The organism is Kribbella hippodromi, assembly GCF_039531045.1.
Classification (GTDB): domain Bacteria; phylum Actinomycetota; class Actinomycetes; order Propionibacteriales; family Kribbellaceae; genus Kribbella; species Kribbella hippodromi.
On sequence record NZ_BAAAPH010000016.1, the window covers coordinates 54,269 to 68,875 of the forward strand.

Annotated in this window: 17 protein-coding genes and 1 tRNA gene; 8 read left to right on the plus strand and 10 right to left on the minus strand. The window is 67.2% G+C overall.

What is annotated here, in order from left to right; translation table 11 throughout:
* Positions 1-81 precede the first annotated feature (81 nt).
* Positions 82-333 carry a WhiB family transcriptional regulator gene (locus ABD260_RS23750; protein ID WP_130383822.1) on the minus strand — a complete coding sequence of 84 codons (252 nt, stop codon included), beginning with the start codon at positions 331-333 and terminating at the stop codon, positions 82-84.
* A gap of 384 nt (positions 334-717) precedes the next feature.
* On the opposite strand from ABD260_RS23750, the gene ABD260_RS23755 reads away from it, so the two are divergent.
* On the plus strand, positions 718-1,128 hold the full coding sequence (locus ABD260_RS23755) for a hypothetical protein (RefSeq protein WP_344236457.1): 411 nt from the start codon (positions 718-720) through the stop codon (positions 1,126-1,128).
* A gap of 123 nt (positions 1,129-1,251) precedes the next feature.
* Here ABD260_RS23755 and ABD260_RS23760 read toward each other — a convergent pair whose 3' ends face one another.
* The 6 genes from ABD260_RS23760 to selD form a co-directional block, all read right to left on the minus strand.
* Positions 1,252-2,052, minus strand: coding sequence for an RNA polymerase sigma factor SigF (locus ABD260_RS23760; RefSeq protein WP_344236459.1), 801 nt, complete (start codon positions 2,050-2,052; stop codon positions 1,252-1,254).
* A complete protein-coding gene (locus tag ABD260_RS23765; protein WP_344236461.1) occupies positions 2,049-2,438 on the minus strand; it encodes an ATP-binding protein in 390 nt (129 codons plus the stop codon). Before ABD260_RS23765 ends, ABD260_RS23760 begins: the two co-directional genes overlap by 4 nt.
* Positions 2,439-2,486: 48 nt before the next feature.
* The gene (locus ABD260_RS23770; protein WP_344236463.1) at positions 2,487-3,263 is read right to left on the minus strand and encodes an amino acid ABC transporter ATP-binding protein; all 777 of its coding nucleotides are present in this window, start codon (positions 3,261-3,263) and stop codon (positions 2,487-2,489) included.
* Positions 3,263-4,234 carry an amino acid ABC transporter permease gene (locus ABD260_RS23775; protein ID WP_344236465.1) on the minus strand — a complete coding sequence of 324 codons (972 nt, stop codon included), beginning with the start codon at positions 4,232-4,234 and terminating at the stop codon, positions 3,263-3,265. Before ABD260_RS23775 ends, ABD260_RS23770 begins: the two co-directional genes overlap by 1 nt.
* Before the next feature lie 8 nt (positions 4,235-4,242).
* Positions 4,243-5,157, minus strand: a complete 915-nt coding sequence (locus ABD260_RS23780) for an ABC transporter substrate-binding protein (protein ID WP_344236467.1) — start codon at positions 5,155-5,157, stop codon at positions 4,243-4,245.
* A 163-nt stretch (positions 5,158-5,320) separates the two neighbouring features.
* Complete coding sequence (gene selD / locus ABD260_RS23785; RefSeq protein WP_344236469.1) at positions 5,321-6,313, minus strand: selenide, water dikinase SelD; 993 nt, start codon at positions 6,311-6,313, stop codon at positions 5,321-5,323.
* An 87-nt stretch (positions 6,314-6,400) separates the two neighbouring features.
* Here selD and ABD260_RS23790 point away from each other — a divergent pair.
* The 7 genes from ABD260_RS23790 to ABD260_RS23820 all read left to right on the plus strand — a co-directional run bounded on the left by ABD260_RS23790 (position 6,401) and on the right by ABD260_RS23820 (position 11,971).
* Positions 6,401-6,495: transfer RNA gene (locus ABD260_RS23790), tRNA-Sec, on the plus strand.
* 25 nt (positions 6,496-6,520) lie between these two features.
* On the plus strand, positions 6,521-7,798 hold the full coding sequence (selA, locus tag ABD260_RS23795) for an L-seryl-tRNA(Sec) selenium transferase (protein ID WP_344236471.1): 1,278 nt from the start codon (positions 6,521-6,523) through the stop codon (positions 7,796-7,798).
* Positions 7,798-9,591, plus strand: a complete 1,794-nt coding sequence (gene selB / locus ABD260_RS23800; RefSeq protein ID WP_344236739.1) for a selenocysteine-specific translation elongation factor — start codon at positions 7,798-7,800, stop codon at positions 9,589-9,591. Before selA ends, selB begins: the two co-directional genes overlap by 1 nt.
* An 82-nt stretch (positions 9,592-9,673) precedes the next feature.
* Positions 9,674-10,201 carry a MauE/DoxX family redox-associated membrane protein gene (locus ABD260_RS23805; RefSeq protein WP_344236473.1) on the plus strand — a complete coding sequence of 176 codons (528 nt, stop codon included), beginning with the start codon at positions 9,674-9,676 and terminating at the stop codon, positions 10,199-10,201.
* Between the two features lie 15 nt (positions 10,202-10,216).
* The gene (locus tag ABD260_RS23810; RefSeq protein WP_344236475.1) at positions 10,217-10,753 is read left to right on the plus strand and encodes a hypothetical protein; all 537 of its coding nucleotides are present in this window, start codon (positions 10,217-10,219) and stop codon (positions 10,751-10,753) included.
* Positions 10,754-10,763: 10 nt separating this feature from the next.
* Complete coding sequence (locus tag ABD260_RS23815; RefSeq protein ID WP_344236477.1) at positions 10,764-11,264, plus strand: twin-arginine translocation signal domain-containing protein; 501 nt, start codon at positions 10,764-10,766, stop codon at positions 11,262-11,264.
* Positions 11,265-11,344: 80 nt separating this feature from the next.
* Positions 11,345-11,971 carry a hypothetical protein gene (locus ABD260_RS23820; protein WP_344236479.1) on the plus strand — a complete coding sequence of 209 codons (627 nt, stop codon included), beginning with the start codon at positions 11,345-11,347 and terminating at the stop codon, positions 11,969-11,971.
* A gap of 47 nt (positions 11,972-12,018) precedes the next feature.
* On the opposite strand, the gene ABD260_RS23825 is transcribed toward ABD260_RS23820, so the two are convergent.
* Genes ABD260_RS23825 through ABD260_RS23835 form a run of 3 tightly spaced genes read right to left on the minus strand, consistent with a single transcriptional unit; the run spans position 12,019 to position 14,437 of the window.
* A complete protein-coding gene (locus ABD260_RS23825; protein WP_344236481.1) occupies positions 12,019-12,774 on the minus strand; it encodes an amino acid ABC transporter ATP-binding protein in 756 nt (251 codons plus the stop codon).
* Positions 12,774-13,598: an amino acid ABC transporter permease gene (locus ABD260_RS23830; RefSeq protein ID WP_344236483.1), complete on the minus strand. Its 825-nt coding sequence runs from the start codon at positions 13,596-13,598 to the stop codon at positions 12,774-12,776. The genes ABD260_RS23825 and ABD260_RS23830 overlap by 1 nt, the downstream gene beginning before the upstream one ends.
* Entirely contained in the window at positions 13,595-14,437 is an 843-nt protein-coding gene (locus ABD260_RS23835) for an ABC transporter substrate-binding protein (RefSeq protein WP_344236485.1), read from the minus strand. Before ABD260_RS23835 ends, ABD260_RS23830 begins: the two co-directional genes overlap by 4 nt.
* Positions 14,438-14,607 lie beyond the last annotated feature (170 nt).

Genomic DNA, 14,607 nt, shown 5'->3' on the forward strand with positions numbered 1-14,607 from the left:
GGTAGGGGACTGGTGGGGGAGTAGGGGAGCGGAAACACAAAGGCCCCGCGGTTCGCTCCGCGGGGCCTCGAAGAGGCTTGGTCAGGCGGTGCGGATGCGCTGGCGGGCGTTGCGGCGCTTGAGAGCGCGGCGCTCGTCCTCGCTCAGGCCGCCCCAGACACCGTGGTCCTGGCCGGCTTCGAGTGCCCAGGCCAGGCACTGCTCACGCACGTCGCAGCGTCGGCACACCTGCTTGGCTTCCTCGATCTGCATGATCGCGGGCCCGGTGTTGCCGATGGGGAAGAACAGTTCCGGGTCCTCGTCGAGGCATACGGCCCGGTGGCGCCAATCCATGGCGGATCCCATCTCTCTCAGTAGTTGACGTATGCTGTCGGACAGGTCTGTACCCGATCAGCGATGCTGTACTCGTGGTCCGTTTCGCACGGCGTGGGTGCTGGCGTGCGACGTGCTGCTCTCAACACAACTTCTGCTCTGTGTTGTGAACGCGTTCACGAACGACACCATGTTCCCAATCTCAGCTTTGTGAAACAAGGGGTCTGGAGTTGTCGATCCGATCACAACACTTCCTTAACACTCCGAACCGGCACATAACGGTGTTCTCCATCCGGTAATCGGACGGAGCGGCTTTTCCGCATGCACCCGTTCACTGCAGGTAACCGTTCCAACTTCGTTTTGGTTACGCACATCCCCCGGAAACCTTGGCACTAAGCTGGCTCGGTGCCGACCGATTCGCCAGCAGCCACCGTTCCGAGACCGCTCAAGCTAGCCGCGGCAGTGGTCGCTGTGGAAGGGCTTGTGCTGTTCGTTCTCGGAATTGCCGAAGCCTTCACGATTCAGAGCTCCCGGCTGGTCCTCGGCGCGACCACCAGCGCCTTCTTCGTCGTGTACGGAATCGGGCTCGGGCTGGTCGCCTTTCGCGGCCTCTGGCGGGCGGCGCGCTGGAGCCGCGGGCCGACGGTGTTCACCCAGCTGATCCAGCTGCTGGTCGCGTACAGCTTCTGGGGCGGCGGCACGAAGGTGGTCGCGGTGGCCCTCGCGGTCCTCGGCCTCGCCGTCCTGATCTGCGTCTTCCAGAAGACATCCACCGACGCCCTGGCCGGCGGCGACAACGACCACCCGGTCCTGTAACCCCACACAGCGGTGGATATCCACTGCTGTTGAGGGTTCTCCACCGGTACACGAGTGGAGAACCCACAACGCGAGCAGATATCCCCGCGCACCCCCAAGACCCCAGCACCCCAGAAACTCCGGCTACTCCTTCAGCAAACCTGTCCGGAGTTCGGTGAGGGTGCGGGCCAGTAGGCGGGAGACGTGCATCTGGGAGATGCCGATCTCCTCGGCGATCTGGGACTGCGTCATGCCGCGGAAGAACCGCAGGGTCAGGATGCGCTTCTCCCGGGTGTCCAGCTGCGCCAGCAGCGGCTTCAGCGATTCCCGGTACTCGACGCTCTCCAGCGCCTCGTCCTCGCCGCCGAGGCCGTCCAGGACCGTCGAGGTGTCCGTCTCGTTCTGATCGGGAGCGTCCAGGGACAAGGTGTTGTACGCGTTCGCGGACTCCAGGCCCTCGATCACCAGATCCGGGGCCAGGCCGAGCCGTTCGGACAGCTCCGCCACCGTCGGCGCCCGGCCGAGCTCCTGGGTCAGCTCGGCGGTCGCGGCAGTCAGCGACAACCGCAGCTCCTGCAGCCGGCGCGGTACGCGGATCGCCCAGCCCTTGTCCCGGAAGTACCGCTTGATCTCACCGAGGATGGTCGGCGTCGCGTACGTGGAGAACTCGACGCCCCGGTCGGAGTCGAAACGGTCGATCGCTTTGATCAAACCGATGGTTGCCACCTGCACCAGGTCGTCGTACGGCTCGCCCCGGTTGCGGAACCGGCGGGCCAGGTGCTCCACCAACGGCATGTGCAACGCGACCAGCCCGTCCCGCGCGGCGGCGTGCGCGGGGTCCTTCGGGCCGTCCGCGTCCGCCATCGCCTGGAAGAACCCGGCGGTCCTGGACCGCAGGTCGGAGTAGTCCTGGCCTTCGACGGCCGGAGTTTCGGCGTCGGTCACAGGCTCTCCGTGGCGGTGGCGGTTGCCGTCACGGTGATGGTGAGCCGGCCGTCGATCGTCTCGGCGGCGGCCGATTCGACCAGCGCGGTCAGGACGGTCCAGCCGAACGAGTCGGTGTCCGGGGTCCAGCCGTTCGGGACCACCGCGCTCACCCGGACCAGCAGCTTCGGCGGCTCGATCAGGAACACGCACTCCAGGACACCGTCGACGGCCTCCGGCAGCAGCAGCGCGCAGGCTTCGTCGACGGCGATCCGCAGGTCGTCGATCGCGTCCAGGGTGAAGTCGTTGCGGGCCGCGAGATTACCGACCACGGACCGCGGTACGGCGACGTACGCACCATCCGCCGGAATGCTCAGCCGCACCTCGTCGACTCGACCGTTGCTCACGTCATCTCCTGCGCGGTTGGCTTGCTATCGGTCCGACCGTACCTGAATTCAGAGGTGTTCGTGTTCCGAGCGGAGGCGGGCGAGGAACGCCTGGGTCCGGGGGTGCTGCGGGTTGCCGATCACGTCCTTGGGCGGACCGGACTCGACCACAACGCCGGCGTCCATGAAGACGACGGTGTCGGCGACCTCGCGGGCGAACGACATTTCGTGGGTGACCACGATCATCGTCATCCCTTCCAGCGCCAGCTCGCGCATCACCGCGAGTACTTCGCCGACCAGTTCGGGGTCCAGCGCCGAGGTCGGTTCGTCGAACAGCATCAGCTTCGGCTGCATCGCCAGCGCCCGCGCGATGGCGACCCGTTGCTGCTGCCCACCGGACAGTTGCGCCGGGTACGCGTCGCAGCGATCCGCCAGGCCGACCCGGTCGAGCAGCTTCATCGCCCGTTCCCGCGCGGCCTTCTTCGCCTCCCGCCGGACCTGCAGCGGCGCCTCGATGATGTTCTCCAGCGCGGTCATGTGCGGAAACAGGTTGAACCGCTGGAAGACCATCCCGATCTCACGCCGCTGGGCCGCGATCTCCTTGTTCTTCAGGCGGTACAGCTTCCCGTTCCGTTCGTCGTACCCCATCAGCTTGTCGTCGACCCAGATCCGGCCGCCGTCGATCGACTCGAGCTGGTTGATGCAGCGCAGGAAGGTGGTCTTGCCCGAACCGGACGGTCCGAGCAGGCACACCACCTGCCCGCGTTCGACGTCCAGGTCGATGCCCTTCAGCACCTCGTTGTGGTGGAAGGACTTGGTCACGTTGACCGCATGTACCAACGGCATCAGGCACCTCCCGCGCCGGCCGGGCGGGCCGCGCGCGGACCACGCGGCGCCTTGGTCCCGAAGCCACGGCCGAAGTGCCGCTCCAGGAAGTACTGGCCGATCATCAGCACGCTCGTCGCGGCCAGGTAGTACAACGTGGCGGCGACCGCGATCGGGAACGTCTTGTAGTACGTCGTACCGATCGACTGCAACTGGTAGAACAGCTCACCGATCACCGGTACGGCAACCAGCAGCGAGGTGTCCTTCAGCATCGCGATGGTCTCGTTGCCGGTCGGCGGCACGATCACCCGCATCGCCTGCGGCAGTACGACTCGGCGCATCACCTTGCCACTGCTCATCCCCAGCGCCTGGGCGGCTTCCGCCTGGCCCTTGTCCACACTCAGCATGCCGGCGCGGGCGATTTCAGCCATGTACGCGGCCTCGGACAGGCCCAGCCCGATCACACCGGCGACCAGACCGGTGAACACCTGGTTGGCGTCCAGGTTCAGGAACCGCAGGTCGCCGGACAGCCCGAACCACTCCATCAGCTTCCAGTCGAACGGGACACCGAACGAAAGGCCCTGCGGAAACAGGATGCCCAGCGTGCCCATGCTGAACAGCAGGATGTACCGGGGGATGCTCCGGAAGAACCAGGTGAACACCCAGGAGACACCGGACAGGATCGGATTGTCGGACAACCGCATCACGGCCAGCAGTACGCCACCACCCACGCCGACCACCATGGACAGTGCAGTGACCAGCAGGGTGCCCTTGAGAAAGCCGCTGATCACCGGCTGCTGGTTCATCGCCTGGAAGACGAAGCTCCAGTCGAACGCCTTGTTCGTCACCAGGAGATGGACCAGCATCCCGACCAGGACAGCGATCACCCCGATCGCCACCCACCGGCCGGGATGCCGGACCGGTACGGCGTCGATCCGGCCTGGACGGCCGGCCACAGCATCCTGTGGCCGGCTCTGCGCATCACTAGTCATGCTTCAGCTCACGGGTTGACGGCGTAGTCGGTGATCGCACCGGAGTCGTTGTTCCACTTCTGCAGGATCGACTTGTAGGTGCCGTCGGCGTTCAGCTCCTGCAGCGCCTTCGTCACCGCCTGCGCGAACTGGGTGTCCGCCTTCGGGATCACATAGCCGTACGGCGCGGCGTCGTAGATCTCACCGAGCTGCTCGAGCTGGCCGTTGGTCTGCTTGATCGCGTCCAGTACGACCGGGGAGTCGGCCAGCATCGCGTCCGACTTGCCGGAGACCAGGTCAGCGGTCGCCTGGTCCTGCTTGTCCCGCGGCAGCTCCTTGATCGGCGGCTGGCCGGCGTCCTTGCACTTCTTCTGCCGGATCGGGAGATCGTCCAGCTGCTGCGTCGTACCCGTCTGGACGCTGACGGTCTTGCCGCAGGCCTGATCGGCCTTGACGCCCTTCGGGTTGCCCTTCGCGGTCGCCCAGAGCGTGCCGGCGCTGAAGTAGCTGACCATGTTGACCTGCTTCTTGCGCTCGGCGTTGATCGTGAACGACGAGACGCCGACGTCGTACTTGCCACCCTGGACACCGGTGATGATGGTGTTGAAGGTGGCCGGCTGCCACTCGACCGTGACGCCGAACTTCTGCGCGACCGCGTTGAACAGGTCCACGTCCATCCCGACGACGGTCTTGCCGCCCTGCAGGAACTCGTTCGGCCGGTAGGTCGCGTCGGTGCCGACGACGATCTTCCCGGCGGCCTTGATCTTGGCCGGCAGCGCGGCGGCCAGTTCGGCGTCCGCACTGGCCGGGCCACTCGACGGAGCGCTGGACGGGCCGCTCGACGGCGAGCTGGACCCGCCGTTCTCGAGGGAGTTCGAACCGCACCCGGCGGCCGCGAGAACCAAGACACCGGACAGCGCCAGCGTCCTCCGCAGGACAGACATCCAGTCCTCCAAACCCGGGCACCGGCCGACCCGGCGCCATGTGTCCGCATCTTGACACAGCACCCTGCCCGGGGCGCATGCATTGGCCCGTAATGGAGACCGATTCGTAGTGTGACGGCGTGAACGCTGCGTAGCGTCGATCACTTGGGCACAGAGCGTGACTTCAGACCACCTGAATCGGCGCGGCTCCCGGCGCGATCAGCTCTCCGATGACCGGATGCCCGGGTATTTCGCCCGCGATCAGCAGGCCGCCGGAGGTCTGCGCGTCGGCGAGCAGCAGGAGCTCGGCTTCATCCACCTGAGCGTCAACTGAGTCCCGGACCCACTCGAGATTGCGCCGGCTGCCGCCCGGTACGTAGCCCGCGGCGAGCGAGGCGCGGACGTCCTCCAGGTACGGCACGGCGGAGGCCTCGATGATCGCGGTCACGCCGCTCGCGCGGACCAGCTTGAGCAGGTGGCCGAGCAACCCGAAGCCGGTGATGTCCGTCGCGCAGACCGAGCCTGCCGCCAGCGCCGCGCGCGACGCGTCCCGGTTCAGGGTGGTCATCGTCCGTACTGCCTGCGGGAACACCTGCCCGGTGGCCTTGTGCCGGTTGTTGAGTACGCCGAGGCCGAGCGGCTTCGTCAAGGTCAACGGGACGCCTGGCCGGCCGGCGTCGTTGCGCAGCAGGCGTTCCGGATCGGCGATCCCGGTGACGGCGAGACCGTACTTGGGTTCCGGATCGTCGATGCTGTGGCCGCCGGCCAGATGCGTGTTCGCGGCCGAACACACGTCGGCGCCACCGCGCATCACCTCGGCGGCCAGCTCGAACGGGATCTTGTCCCGCGGCCAGGCCAGCAAGTTGACCGCGACGACCGGTTCGCCGCCCATCGCGTACACGTCGGAGAGCGCGTTGGTGGCCGCGATCCGGCCCCAGTCGTACGCGTCGTCGACGACCGGGGTGAAGAAGTCGGCGGTCGCGATCATCGCTCGCGTGCCGTCGATCCGGACCGCTGCCGCATCGTCGCCGTTCTCCACGCCGACGAGCAGTTCGCCGTTCGCGCGGGCGGTTCCGGTGCCGGCGAGTACGCGTTCGAGTTCGCCCGGTGGGACCTTGCAGGCGCAACCGCCACCGGCGGCGTACTGGGTGAGCCGGGGCGGCGCGGCGGTGACCATGAATTCACGGTAGGGCACCGCGCGTGACGACTCGGCGACACGCCGGACTCGTACGCCCGGGTGGCCGCGATCTCTAGGGTGACGAGCGGAGGCGTACCTCGTCTGGTGACGGGCGCGGTCTTCAACACCGACGTGGCCGAGCAGCTCGGCCAGGCGGGTTCGATTCCCGTCCGCCTCCGCCAAACCGCACTGCTGGAGGTGGTTGGGGTGGGCGATCCGCGACGGGCCACGCCGCGCGCCGACGTGGTGCTGGCCGATCCCGAGGTGCGGGCCGCGGTGGATCGGCTCGGCAAGCGCATCGTGAAGCAGGGCGTCGACGACGTACTCGATCGATGCCGGCGGGGTGAGGTCGATCCGTCTCACGTGGCTCAGGCTGTGATAGACGGGCTGCCTGCGTACGCGACCACGTTGCGGGCGGTGCTGAACGCGACCGGCGTGGTGGTGCATACGAATCTGGGCCGGGCGCCCTTGTCCGCGGCTGCTGTGGAGGCGTTGCGGGTTGCGGCGGGGGCTACTGATGTCGAGCTTGATCTCGTGAGTGGGCGGCGGGGTCGGCGGGGGCGCGCGACGATGGCGGCGCTGCAGGCGGCGGTACCGGACGCGGGTGGCGTACACGTGGTGAACAACGGTGCCGCGGCGCTTGCGCTGGTGACGTGTGTGCTGGCTGCCGGGAAGAACGTGGTGATCGCGCGCGGGGAGTTGGTGGAGATTGGCGATGGGTTTCGGATCCCGGAGCTGTTGGAGTCGGTGGGTGCGACGTTGCGCGAGGTGGGGACGACCAATCGGGTCAAGCTCAGTGACTACGCCGGGGCGATCGATGCCGAGACTGCGTTTGTGTTGAAGGTGCACCCGTCGAATTTCCGGGTGGAGGGGTTCACGGCTGCGGTATCGGTGCAGCAGTTGTCCGGGTTGCCGGTTCCGGTGGTGGTGGACATTGGGTCCGGGTTGTTGGCCCCGCATCCGCGGTTGCCTGATGAGCCGAGTGCGGGTGGGGTGTTGCGGGCCGGGGCTGGGTTGGTGACGGCTTCTGGGGACAAGTTGCTTGGGGGACCGCAGTGTGGGTTGCTGCTGGGGGAGAGGGAGTTGGTGGAGCGGTTGCGGAGGCATCCGTTCGCGCGGGCGCTGCGGGTGGACAAGCTGACCCTCGCCGCACTGGAGGCGACGCTCACTGGTCCGCCTACGCCGGTTGCTGTCGCGTTGGCTTCACGACCGGACGAGCTGCGGAAGCGCGCGGAGCGAATCGCATCCGAGCTTGCTGTTTACGGTGCCGTCGCAGTCGATTCAACTGCAGCGGTCGGTGGTGGTGGGGCCCCGGGCGTCGAGCTGGCAAGTGCTGCTGTCTCACTGCCTGCAGAACTGCACGACCGCCTCAGAACAGGATCACCAGCCGTCGTCGGCTACTTGCACCACGGCCGCCTGCTCCTGGATCTGATCGCCTTACCACCAACAGCTGATGATGTGTTGATTGGTTTGGTGCGCGGGTGATGCAGGTTGTTGCTACTGCGGGGCATGTTGATCATGGGAAGTCTTCGTTGGTTCGGGCGTTGACGGGTGCTGATCCGGATCGGCTGGCGGAGGAGCGGCGGCGGGGGTTGACGATTGAGCTCGGGTACTGCTGGACCGAGCTGCCTGGCGCGGGTCAGGTCGCGTTCGTGGATGTACCTGGGCATGAGCGCTTCATTCAAACCACGCTCGCGGGCGTCGGCCCAGTACCGGCGGTCCTCTTCGTCGTAGCGGCCGATGACGATTGGATGCCGCAGGCAACCGAACATCTCGCCGCGTTGGATGCCTTCGGTGTACGGCATGCAGTACTGGCCGTGACCCGGTCCGATCTGGCGGACCCACGACCGGCCACCGAACGCGCGATCACTCAGCTGAACAAAACCTCGCTCCGAGGCGCAAGAACAGTTGCCGTCAGCACCCGTACCGGCGTCGGTCTCAACGAACTCCGCGAGGCCCTGGCGCACATGGTGAATTCGTTGCCAAGACCAACGCCAACCACCGACGTACGCCTCTGGGTGGACCGCTGCTTCACCGTCCGCGGCGCCGGCACCATCGTCACCGGAACCCTCCCGGCCGGCACCATCACCGCCGGCGACCACCTGTCCCTGGGCGACGAAACCGTCCGCGTCCGCGGCATCGAATCGCTCGGACAACCCTGCACGACCATCACCGGCCCCGCCCGCGTCGCCCTCAACCTCGGCAGCAAACCCCCACGAACCCTGGGCCGAAGCAGCGTCCTCACCACCCCATACGCGTGGCACCACACGACAGTTGCCGACCTCCGCGTCACGGGCTTGGGCGACGTACGCCGTCCGGACCGGATGACCTTGCACCTCGGCGCAGTCGCCCAAACCGTGCACGTACGCCCGCTGAACGCCGCCCTCGCGAGAATCGCACTGCCCCGCGCGTTACCGCTCCGGATCGGCGATCGCGCCATCCTCCGCGACCCAGGAAACCGGGCGATCCTTCCCGCCATCGTCGTCGACCCAGCACCCCCACCGCTCGGCCGCCGCGGCGCCGCTGCCCGTCGAGCGGTCGAGTTGTCCGCAGCCGACGGCACCGTCGATCCAACCGCGGAGGTACGCCGCCGGGCCCTCGTCGCCGCATCCTTGCTCCGGCAAATCGGCGTCGATCCCGCGGCCGCTTCCGCCGTACGCGCCGGTGACTGGGTGCTGAGCCGTGAGCACGCGACAACGCTACGAGACAAGGCGATCGAGCTGATCCGCACCGAGTCCGATGCACCGGAGCTGGGCTTGTCGCTAGCAGTCGTCGCCCGGCACCTGGACCTGCCCGAACCGGATCTCGTCCGTCCGTTGATCCAGCCACCGTTGCGGTTGGCGGGTGGCGCGGTGGTGATCGACATCGACGTACCGAGCCCGGCGATGGCCGCGTTGGCTCGATTGATCGCGGAGCTGACCGAAAGCCCGTTCGCCGCGCCGGACGCGAGCCGGCTGCGTACGCTCGGTCTGAACGAGAAGGTGATCGCGGCCGCCGTCCGGGCCGGCAGGTTGGTGCGGCTGGACGGCTCGGTGCTGCTGTTGCCCGGCGCGGACCAGCTCGCGGCGCGGCTACTGAGTGAGCTGCCGCAGCCCTTCACCGTCAGCCAGGCAAGGGAATGCTTGGGCGTACCCCGGCGGATCGCGGTTCCGATCCTCGAACAACTCGACCGCATCGGCCGGACCCGCAGGCTGCCGGACAACCGCCACGTGATCCGCGACCAGCCCGATTCTGGTCAATCAGTTGCCCATTATGGGCGCGGCCCCGCGAACCATTGACATGCCAGGAGCTGCTGCCGTTCCATTTCGCGTAATGCATTGAGCGCGGACAGTCACCACCTGAGACAAGCCGGGGGCGGCCATGGACGGCACGGCATTCATCGGATGGATCGCACAGGCGATTCCCGCGTGTCTGTTGCTGTTCGCCGGCCTGGCAAAGCTCCGCCGGCCGGAGACGCTGGCGCAGGTGTTCACCCGGCTCGGTGCGCCCAGCCGGACAGCCAGTCAGGTCGCTTGGCTTGTCATCGCCGCCGAGCTGACCTTCGGCACTGCCCTGCTGGTTGCGGCCGGAGCCGTCTGGCCGCGGGTCGGAGCCGCGCTACTCGCGATCGGCTTCGCACTCGCCGGATTGCGTGCCATGACAGCGAAACTGCACGTCCGCTGCGCTTGCTTCGGCGACGGGCAAGCGACCTTGGGCAAGCGTCAGCTGCTGGCTTTGCCGGGCTGGCTGATCGCCCTCGCGGTGGCGCAACTCGTTGATGTGAACGGAAACGTGCAAGGCGGTCTCGGGGTGCTGGCCGGTGCGTTGACCGTCGGCTTCGCGGTCCGGCTGCTGCGCAACCTGGCCTTCTTACGCGACGTACGAGCCGACCGGGTCGCACTGACCTGATGAACAAGAGGGGGGATGGGGATGGTCACCGTACTGCTGATCGTCGTCTGCCTGCTGATCGCGATGGCGTTCGTCCTGCTGGGCGCCCAGATCGAACTGTTCGAGCAGGTCAAGCAACTGCGGAAGTTCCTTGATCTGGAGGACAAGGTCACCGACCTCGAGCTGGCGGCCGCCGGCCTGAAGCCGAGCGAGGTCGGGCTGCCGAAGGAACTGGACCACGTCGAGACCGGCGCGATCCTGCTGCTGTCCAACAAATGCGCGACCTGTCAGACGCTCGCCGCCACGCTGCGCGGCGGGCGGCTGCCGGACGGGATCTGGCTGCTCGTCGTCCCGGTCACCGGGGACGCGTCGGAGTTCGTCGACCACTACGAGCTGCGTGGTGACCGGATCACCGTCGACCTCGGCGAGCTGACCGCGAACCGGCTCGGGCTCGACGTCACCCCGTCCGCCGTGTTCGTCGAGGACGGCCGGCTGACCTCCGCGCAGACGGTGCCGTCGGTCCGCCACCTCCGCACGCTGCCGCCTCGCCGGGCGGCGAAATCCATCAGTTGAGGAGAACGGTATGAAACCAGCAAGAGGTGTCCGCCGGACATCGGCCGACGGAACGACGCGGCGCAGATTTCTCGGCGGGGTGAGCAAGGTCGGGATGGCGGTCGTGGCCGGAGCGGCCGGCCTGGTCGAGACCGGCCAGAAGGCAATGGCCTCGCCACAAGCGACCTGGCGATGCTGCAACCTGTACTTCGGTCAGCCGAACTGCCCGATCAACTCGTCCGGCTCGTACTACTGCACCCGCGGCACAATGCGGCAATGGTGTTGTTGCAGCGGATCGCGTACGTACGCCTGTGGCGAATGCACTGGTGGTAGCAGCTGTGGCCAAGGCCCGTTCTACTGCTCGGCCGGCTGGACCACGGCGCCGAACACCTGTGTGTCCGGTTGCGCGAGCGGCGTTGCCACCGCGGACGCGGCGGAGCTGGCCACCTGGAACAACGGGACCTATCCGTCCGCGCCGGCACCGGACTACGTCGACGCCCACCCCGAAGTGTTCGCGGTCCGCCATCGGTGAACATCCACCCGCTGTTCGTCGTCGGTATGTTCGGCCTGCCGGTACTGGCCGGATTCGCCCAGCTGTTCAGTCTTTGAGGCATGTCGTTCGTCGGTTACCTCCGGCCGGTGGCCCAGTCGGAGTCCGACGACCGGCCAGCCGGGCGCTGGTCGATAGCCACCTTGGCCGTCGGCTTCCTGTCGTCGGCGCTGCTGACGACGACGGTCGTGTTCCTGCTCGGTCACGTCCTGACCACGGTTCTCGGACTGGGGCAGCCGGCCCGCGCGGGCGTTGCCGCCGTACTGCTGACCGCGTGCTTCGTGGTGAACGGTGATCTGTTCAGGTTCAAGCCGCCGATGCTGCAACGGCAGACTCCGCAGCGGGTGTTCTACCTGTTCGGACCGGTGCGGGGCGCGTTGATCTGGGGTCTGGACACCGGGCTGATGGTCACCACGTTCCGGATCAGCGCCGCGACCTGGGCGACGTTGAGCCTGGTGGCGCTGGGACTGCTGCCGTGGTGGGCCGGCGCGGCGTACGCGTTCGGGTTCGTCGTACCGGTGGCGATCGCGGTCCTGGGTGTACCGCCCCGGAACGGGCCGGAGGACACCTCGATCGAGCCAGGCTGGTTGCTCGAGGCAATCACCCGCTTCGTCAAGCCGGTGTATCGGGTGGCGTCGATCCTGCTGGCGCTGAACGTGGTCGCACTGGTCTTGATCGCAGTGGGTTGAGCGGTGGCACCGGTTTCGGTGCCACCGCTCCGTGACACAACACAGTTTCAGCTGGGTTGTTCCACGTGGGTCGGGTCGAGGACACGGCGCAGGAACGTCCGGGTGCGCTCCTCCTTCGGGGCGCCGATCACCTCCGCCGGCGGGCCCTGCTCGACGATCACGCCGCCGTCCATGAACACGACCCGGTCCGCCACCTCGCGGGCGAAGGCCATCTCGTGCGTGACCACGAGCATCGTCATCCCGTCCAGGGCGAGCTTGCGCATCACCGTCAGGACGTCACCGACGAGCTCCGGGTCGAGCGCGGACGTCGGCTCGTCGAACAGCATCAGCGCCGGGTCCATCGACAGCGCGCGGGCGATCGCCACCCGCTGCTGCTGACCGCCGGACAGCTGGGCCGGGAAGGCGTTGATCTTGTCGCTCAGTCCGACCCGTTCCAGGTTCGCCCGGGCGACCCTGTCCGCGTCCTCGGCGCCGCGCTTCAGGACGGTGCGCTGGGCCACCGTGCAGTTCCCGAGTACGGACAAATGCGGGAACAGGTTGAACTGCTGGAAGACGATCCCGATCTGCTGCCGGGCCGCGTCCAGATGGCAGTCCGGGTCGGTGATCTCCTCGCCGCGGACGAACACCTGACCCTCTTGCGGCTGCTCGAGCAGGTTCACGCAGCGCAGCAGCGTCGACTTGCCCGATCCGGACGGGCCGATCACGCAGACCACCTCGCCCTGCTCGACGGTGAAGTCGATCCCGCGCAGGACGTGGTTGCTGCCGAAGGACTTGTGCAGGTTCTTGATTTCTACCAGTGCCATCAGCGGGTCCTCGCTGTCCGGGCTTCGAGCCGGCGGGCCAGGATGCCCAGCGGCAGGGTGATCACCAGGTAGCAGAAGCCGCAGACCACGATCGGAGTCAGGTTCGAGTCCGTGTTCGCCAGGTCCCGGCCGAAGCCGGTCAGCTCGTACCCGTCCGCGGCGACGCCGATCATGAACACCAGCGACGAGTCCTTGACCAGCAGGATCAGGTCGTTGGTCAGCGGCGGCAGCACGATCCGGAACGCCTGTGGCAGCACGATCTTCCGCATCGCCAGCCCGGCCGGCATCCCGAGCGACCGGGCCGCCTCGACCTGTCCCTTCGGGACCGCCTGGATACCGGCCCGGATCACCTCGGCCATGTACGCCGACGCGACGATCCCGAGCGCCAGCCAGACCACGCCGTACGGATCCCACGGAATCGTCATCCCCGGGAAGGCCAGCGGCAGCAGGCTGAACGCGATGAAGACGACGATCGCGGGCAGGCCGCGGAAGAACTCGATGTACGCGGTGGCGATCCACCGGTACGGACCGACCTGGCTGAGTTTCATCAACGCCAGCAGCGTGCCGCCGGCCAGCCCGATCACGAACGCGCCGGCGGTGTACTCGAGTGTCTTCACCAGCGCGTTCAGGACGCCGTCGGTGAAGGTCGACTTGATGAACTCCGGCTTGAAGAACACGCTGCCGATCTGGCCCCAGTTCGCACTGAGCGCGGCGGCCAGGACCAGCACGATCAGGATCGCGTACTGAATCCAGCGGGAGCGCCGGGCCCGCTGCCGCGGGCTCAGCCCCTTCCGCTCAACGGTGGTATCGGTCGAGGTACTCACTTCTTCGGCTCAACCCCGAACCACTTCTTGTAGATCTCGTTGTACTTGCCGTCGGACTTGGCCTTGGTCAGCAACTCGTTGAACTTGGCCACCAGCTTCGGGCCGCTGCCGTCCTTGAGCGCGCCGAACCCGTACTGCTCGCCGGTGTCGAACTCGTCCACCACGGCCATGTCCGGGTTCGCCTTGACGAAGTCGTACAGCACGCCGTTGTCGTTGATCGCGGCGTCCACCCGGCCGGACTTGACGTTGTTCTCCTGCAGCGCCAGGTCGTTGAACGGGATCACCGTGTACCCGTTCGCCTTGGCGTTCGCGTCGGCGTACTTCTTGCCGGTGGTGTCCGCCTGGGCGCCGAGCTTCTTGCCCTTCAGGTCGGCCAGCGTCTTGATCCCGGAGTCCTTCTTCGCCATCAGCACCTGGGTCGCGTCCATGTACGGCGCGGTGATGCTGATCGCGGCCTGGCGCTCCGGCGTGATCGTCATCGCGCCCATGCCCATGTCGCACTTCTTCGCCTGGAACGCGGCGCCCGAGGTGACCTGGGACCACTCGATGTTCACCACGTCCTGGTCGACGCCGAGGTCCTGGGCGACCAGATCGAGCAGGTCGACGTCGAAGCCGACGACCTTGGTGCCGTCCTTGTACTGGAACGGCTTGTACGGCAGGTGCGTACAGATGGTCAGCTTGCCGGGCTTGACCAGCGTGATGCCGGCCGCTTTCGCCTTGTCCTCGGAGCCACCACCGCCTGAACCACCACCGCAGGCGGTGAGACTGAGCGCAAGCACGGCGGCGGAGGCGGTCAGTGCCCGCGCCCGGCGCGTACGGAGAGTGGGGACGATGTTCATCGCGGATTCTCCTCGACAGGGGTTGTGAATCCGAGAATCCTGGCACACCTCAGTACCTGTGTGACCCCTCACAGCAGACCAGTCGGCACTGTGGTTTACTCGTACGGACGGGTGACCCCCTGGCAACGGCGCCGTTCGACGCACCCTCATCGAACGCCCACCACCGCACA

Excerpts from the sequence above, each read along its gene's own strand:
- ABD260_RS23750 (WP_130383822.1), bottom strand. The coding sequence starts at position 333 with ATGGATTGGCGCCACCGGGCCGTATGCCTCGACGAGGACCCGGAACTG.
- ABD260_RS23770 (WP_344236463.1), bottom strand. The coding sequence starts at position 3,263 with ATGCCGTTGGTACATGCGGTCAACGTGACCAAGTCCTTCCACCACAAC.
- ABD260_RS23775 (WP_344236465.1), bottom strand. The coding sequence starts at position 4,234 with ATGACTAGTGATGCGCAGAGCCGGCCACAGGATGCTGTGGCCGGCCGT.
- ABD260_RS23780 (WP_344236467.1), bottom strand. The coding sequence starts at position 5,157 with ATGTCTGTCCTGCGGAGGACGCTGGCGCTGTCCGGTGTCTTGGTTCTC.
- selD (WP_344236469.1), bottom strand. The coding sequence starts at position 6,313 with ATGGTCACCGCCGCGCCGCCCCGGCTCACCCAGTACGCCGCCGGTGGC.
- selB (WP_344236739.1), top strand. The coding sequence starts at position 7,798 with ATGCAGGTTGTTGCTACTGCGGGGCATGTTGATCATGGGAAGTCTTCG.
- ABD260_RS23805 (WP_344236473.1), top strand. The coding sequence starts at position 9,674 with ATGGACGGCACGGCATTCATCGGATGGATCGCACAGGCGATTCCCGCG.
- ABD260_RS23810 (WP_344236475.1), top strand. The coding sequence starts at position 10,217 with ATGGGGATGGTCACCGTACTGCTGATCGTCGTCTGCCTGCTGATCGCG.
- ABD260_RS23815 (WP_344236477.1), top strand. The coding sequence starts at position 10,764 with ATGAAACCAGCAAGAGGTGTCCGCCGGACATCGGCCGACGGAACGACG.
- ABD260_RS23820 (WP_344236479.1), top strand. The coding sequence starts at position 11,345 with ATGTCGTTCGTCGGTTACCTCCGGCCGGTGGCCCAGTCGGAGTCCGAC.
- ABD260_RS23825 (WP_344236481.1), bottom strand. The coding sequence starts at position 12,774 with ATGGCACTGGTAGAAATCAAGAACCTGCACAAGTCCTTCGGCAGCAAC.
- ABD260_RS23835 (WP_344236485.1), bottom strand. The coding sequence starts at position 14,437 with ATGAACATCGTCCCCACTCTCCGTACGCGCCGGGCGCGGGCACTGACC.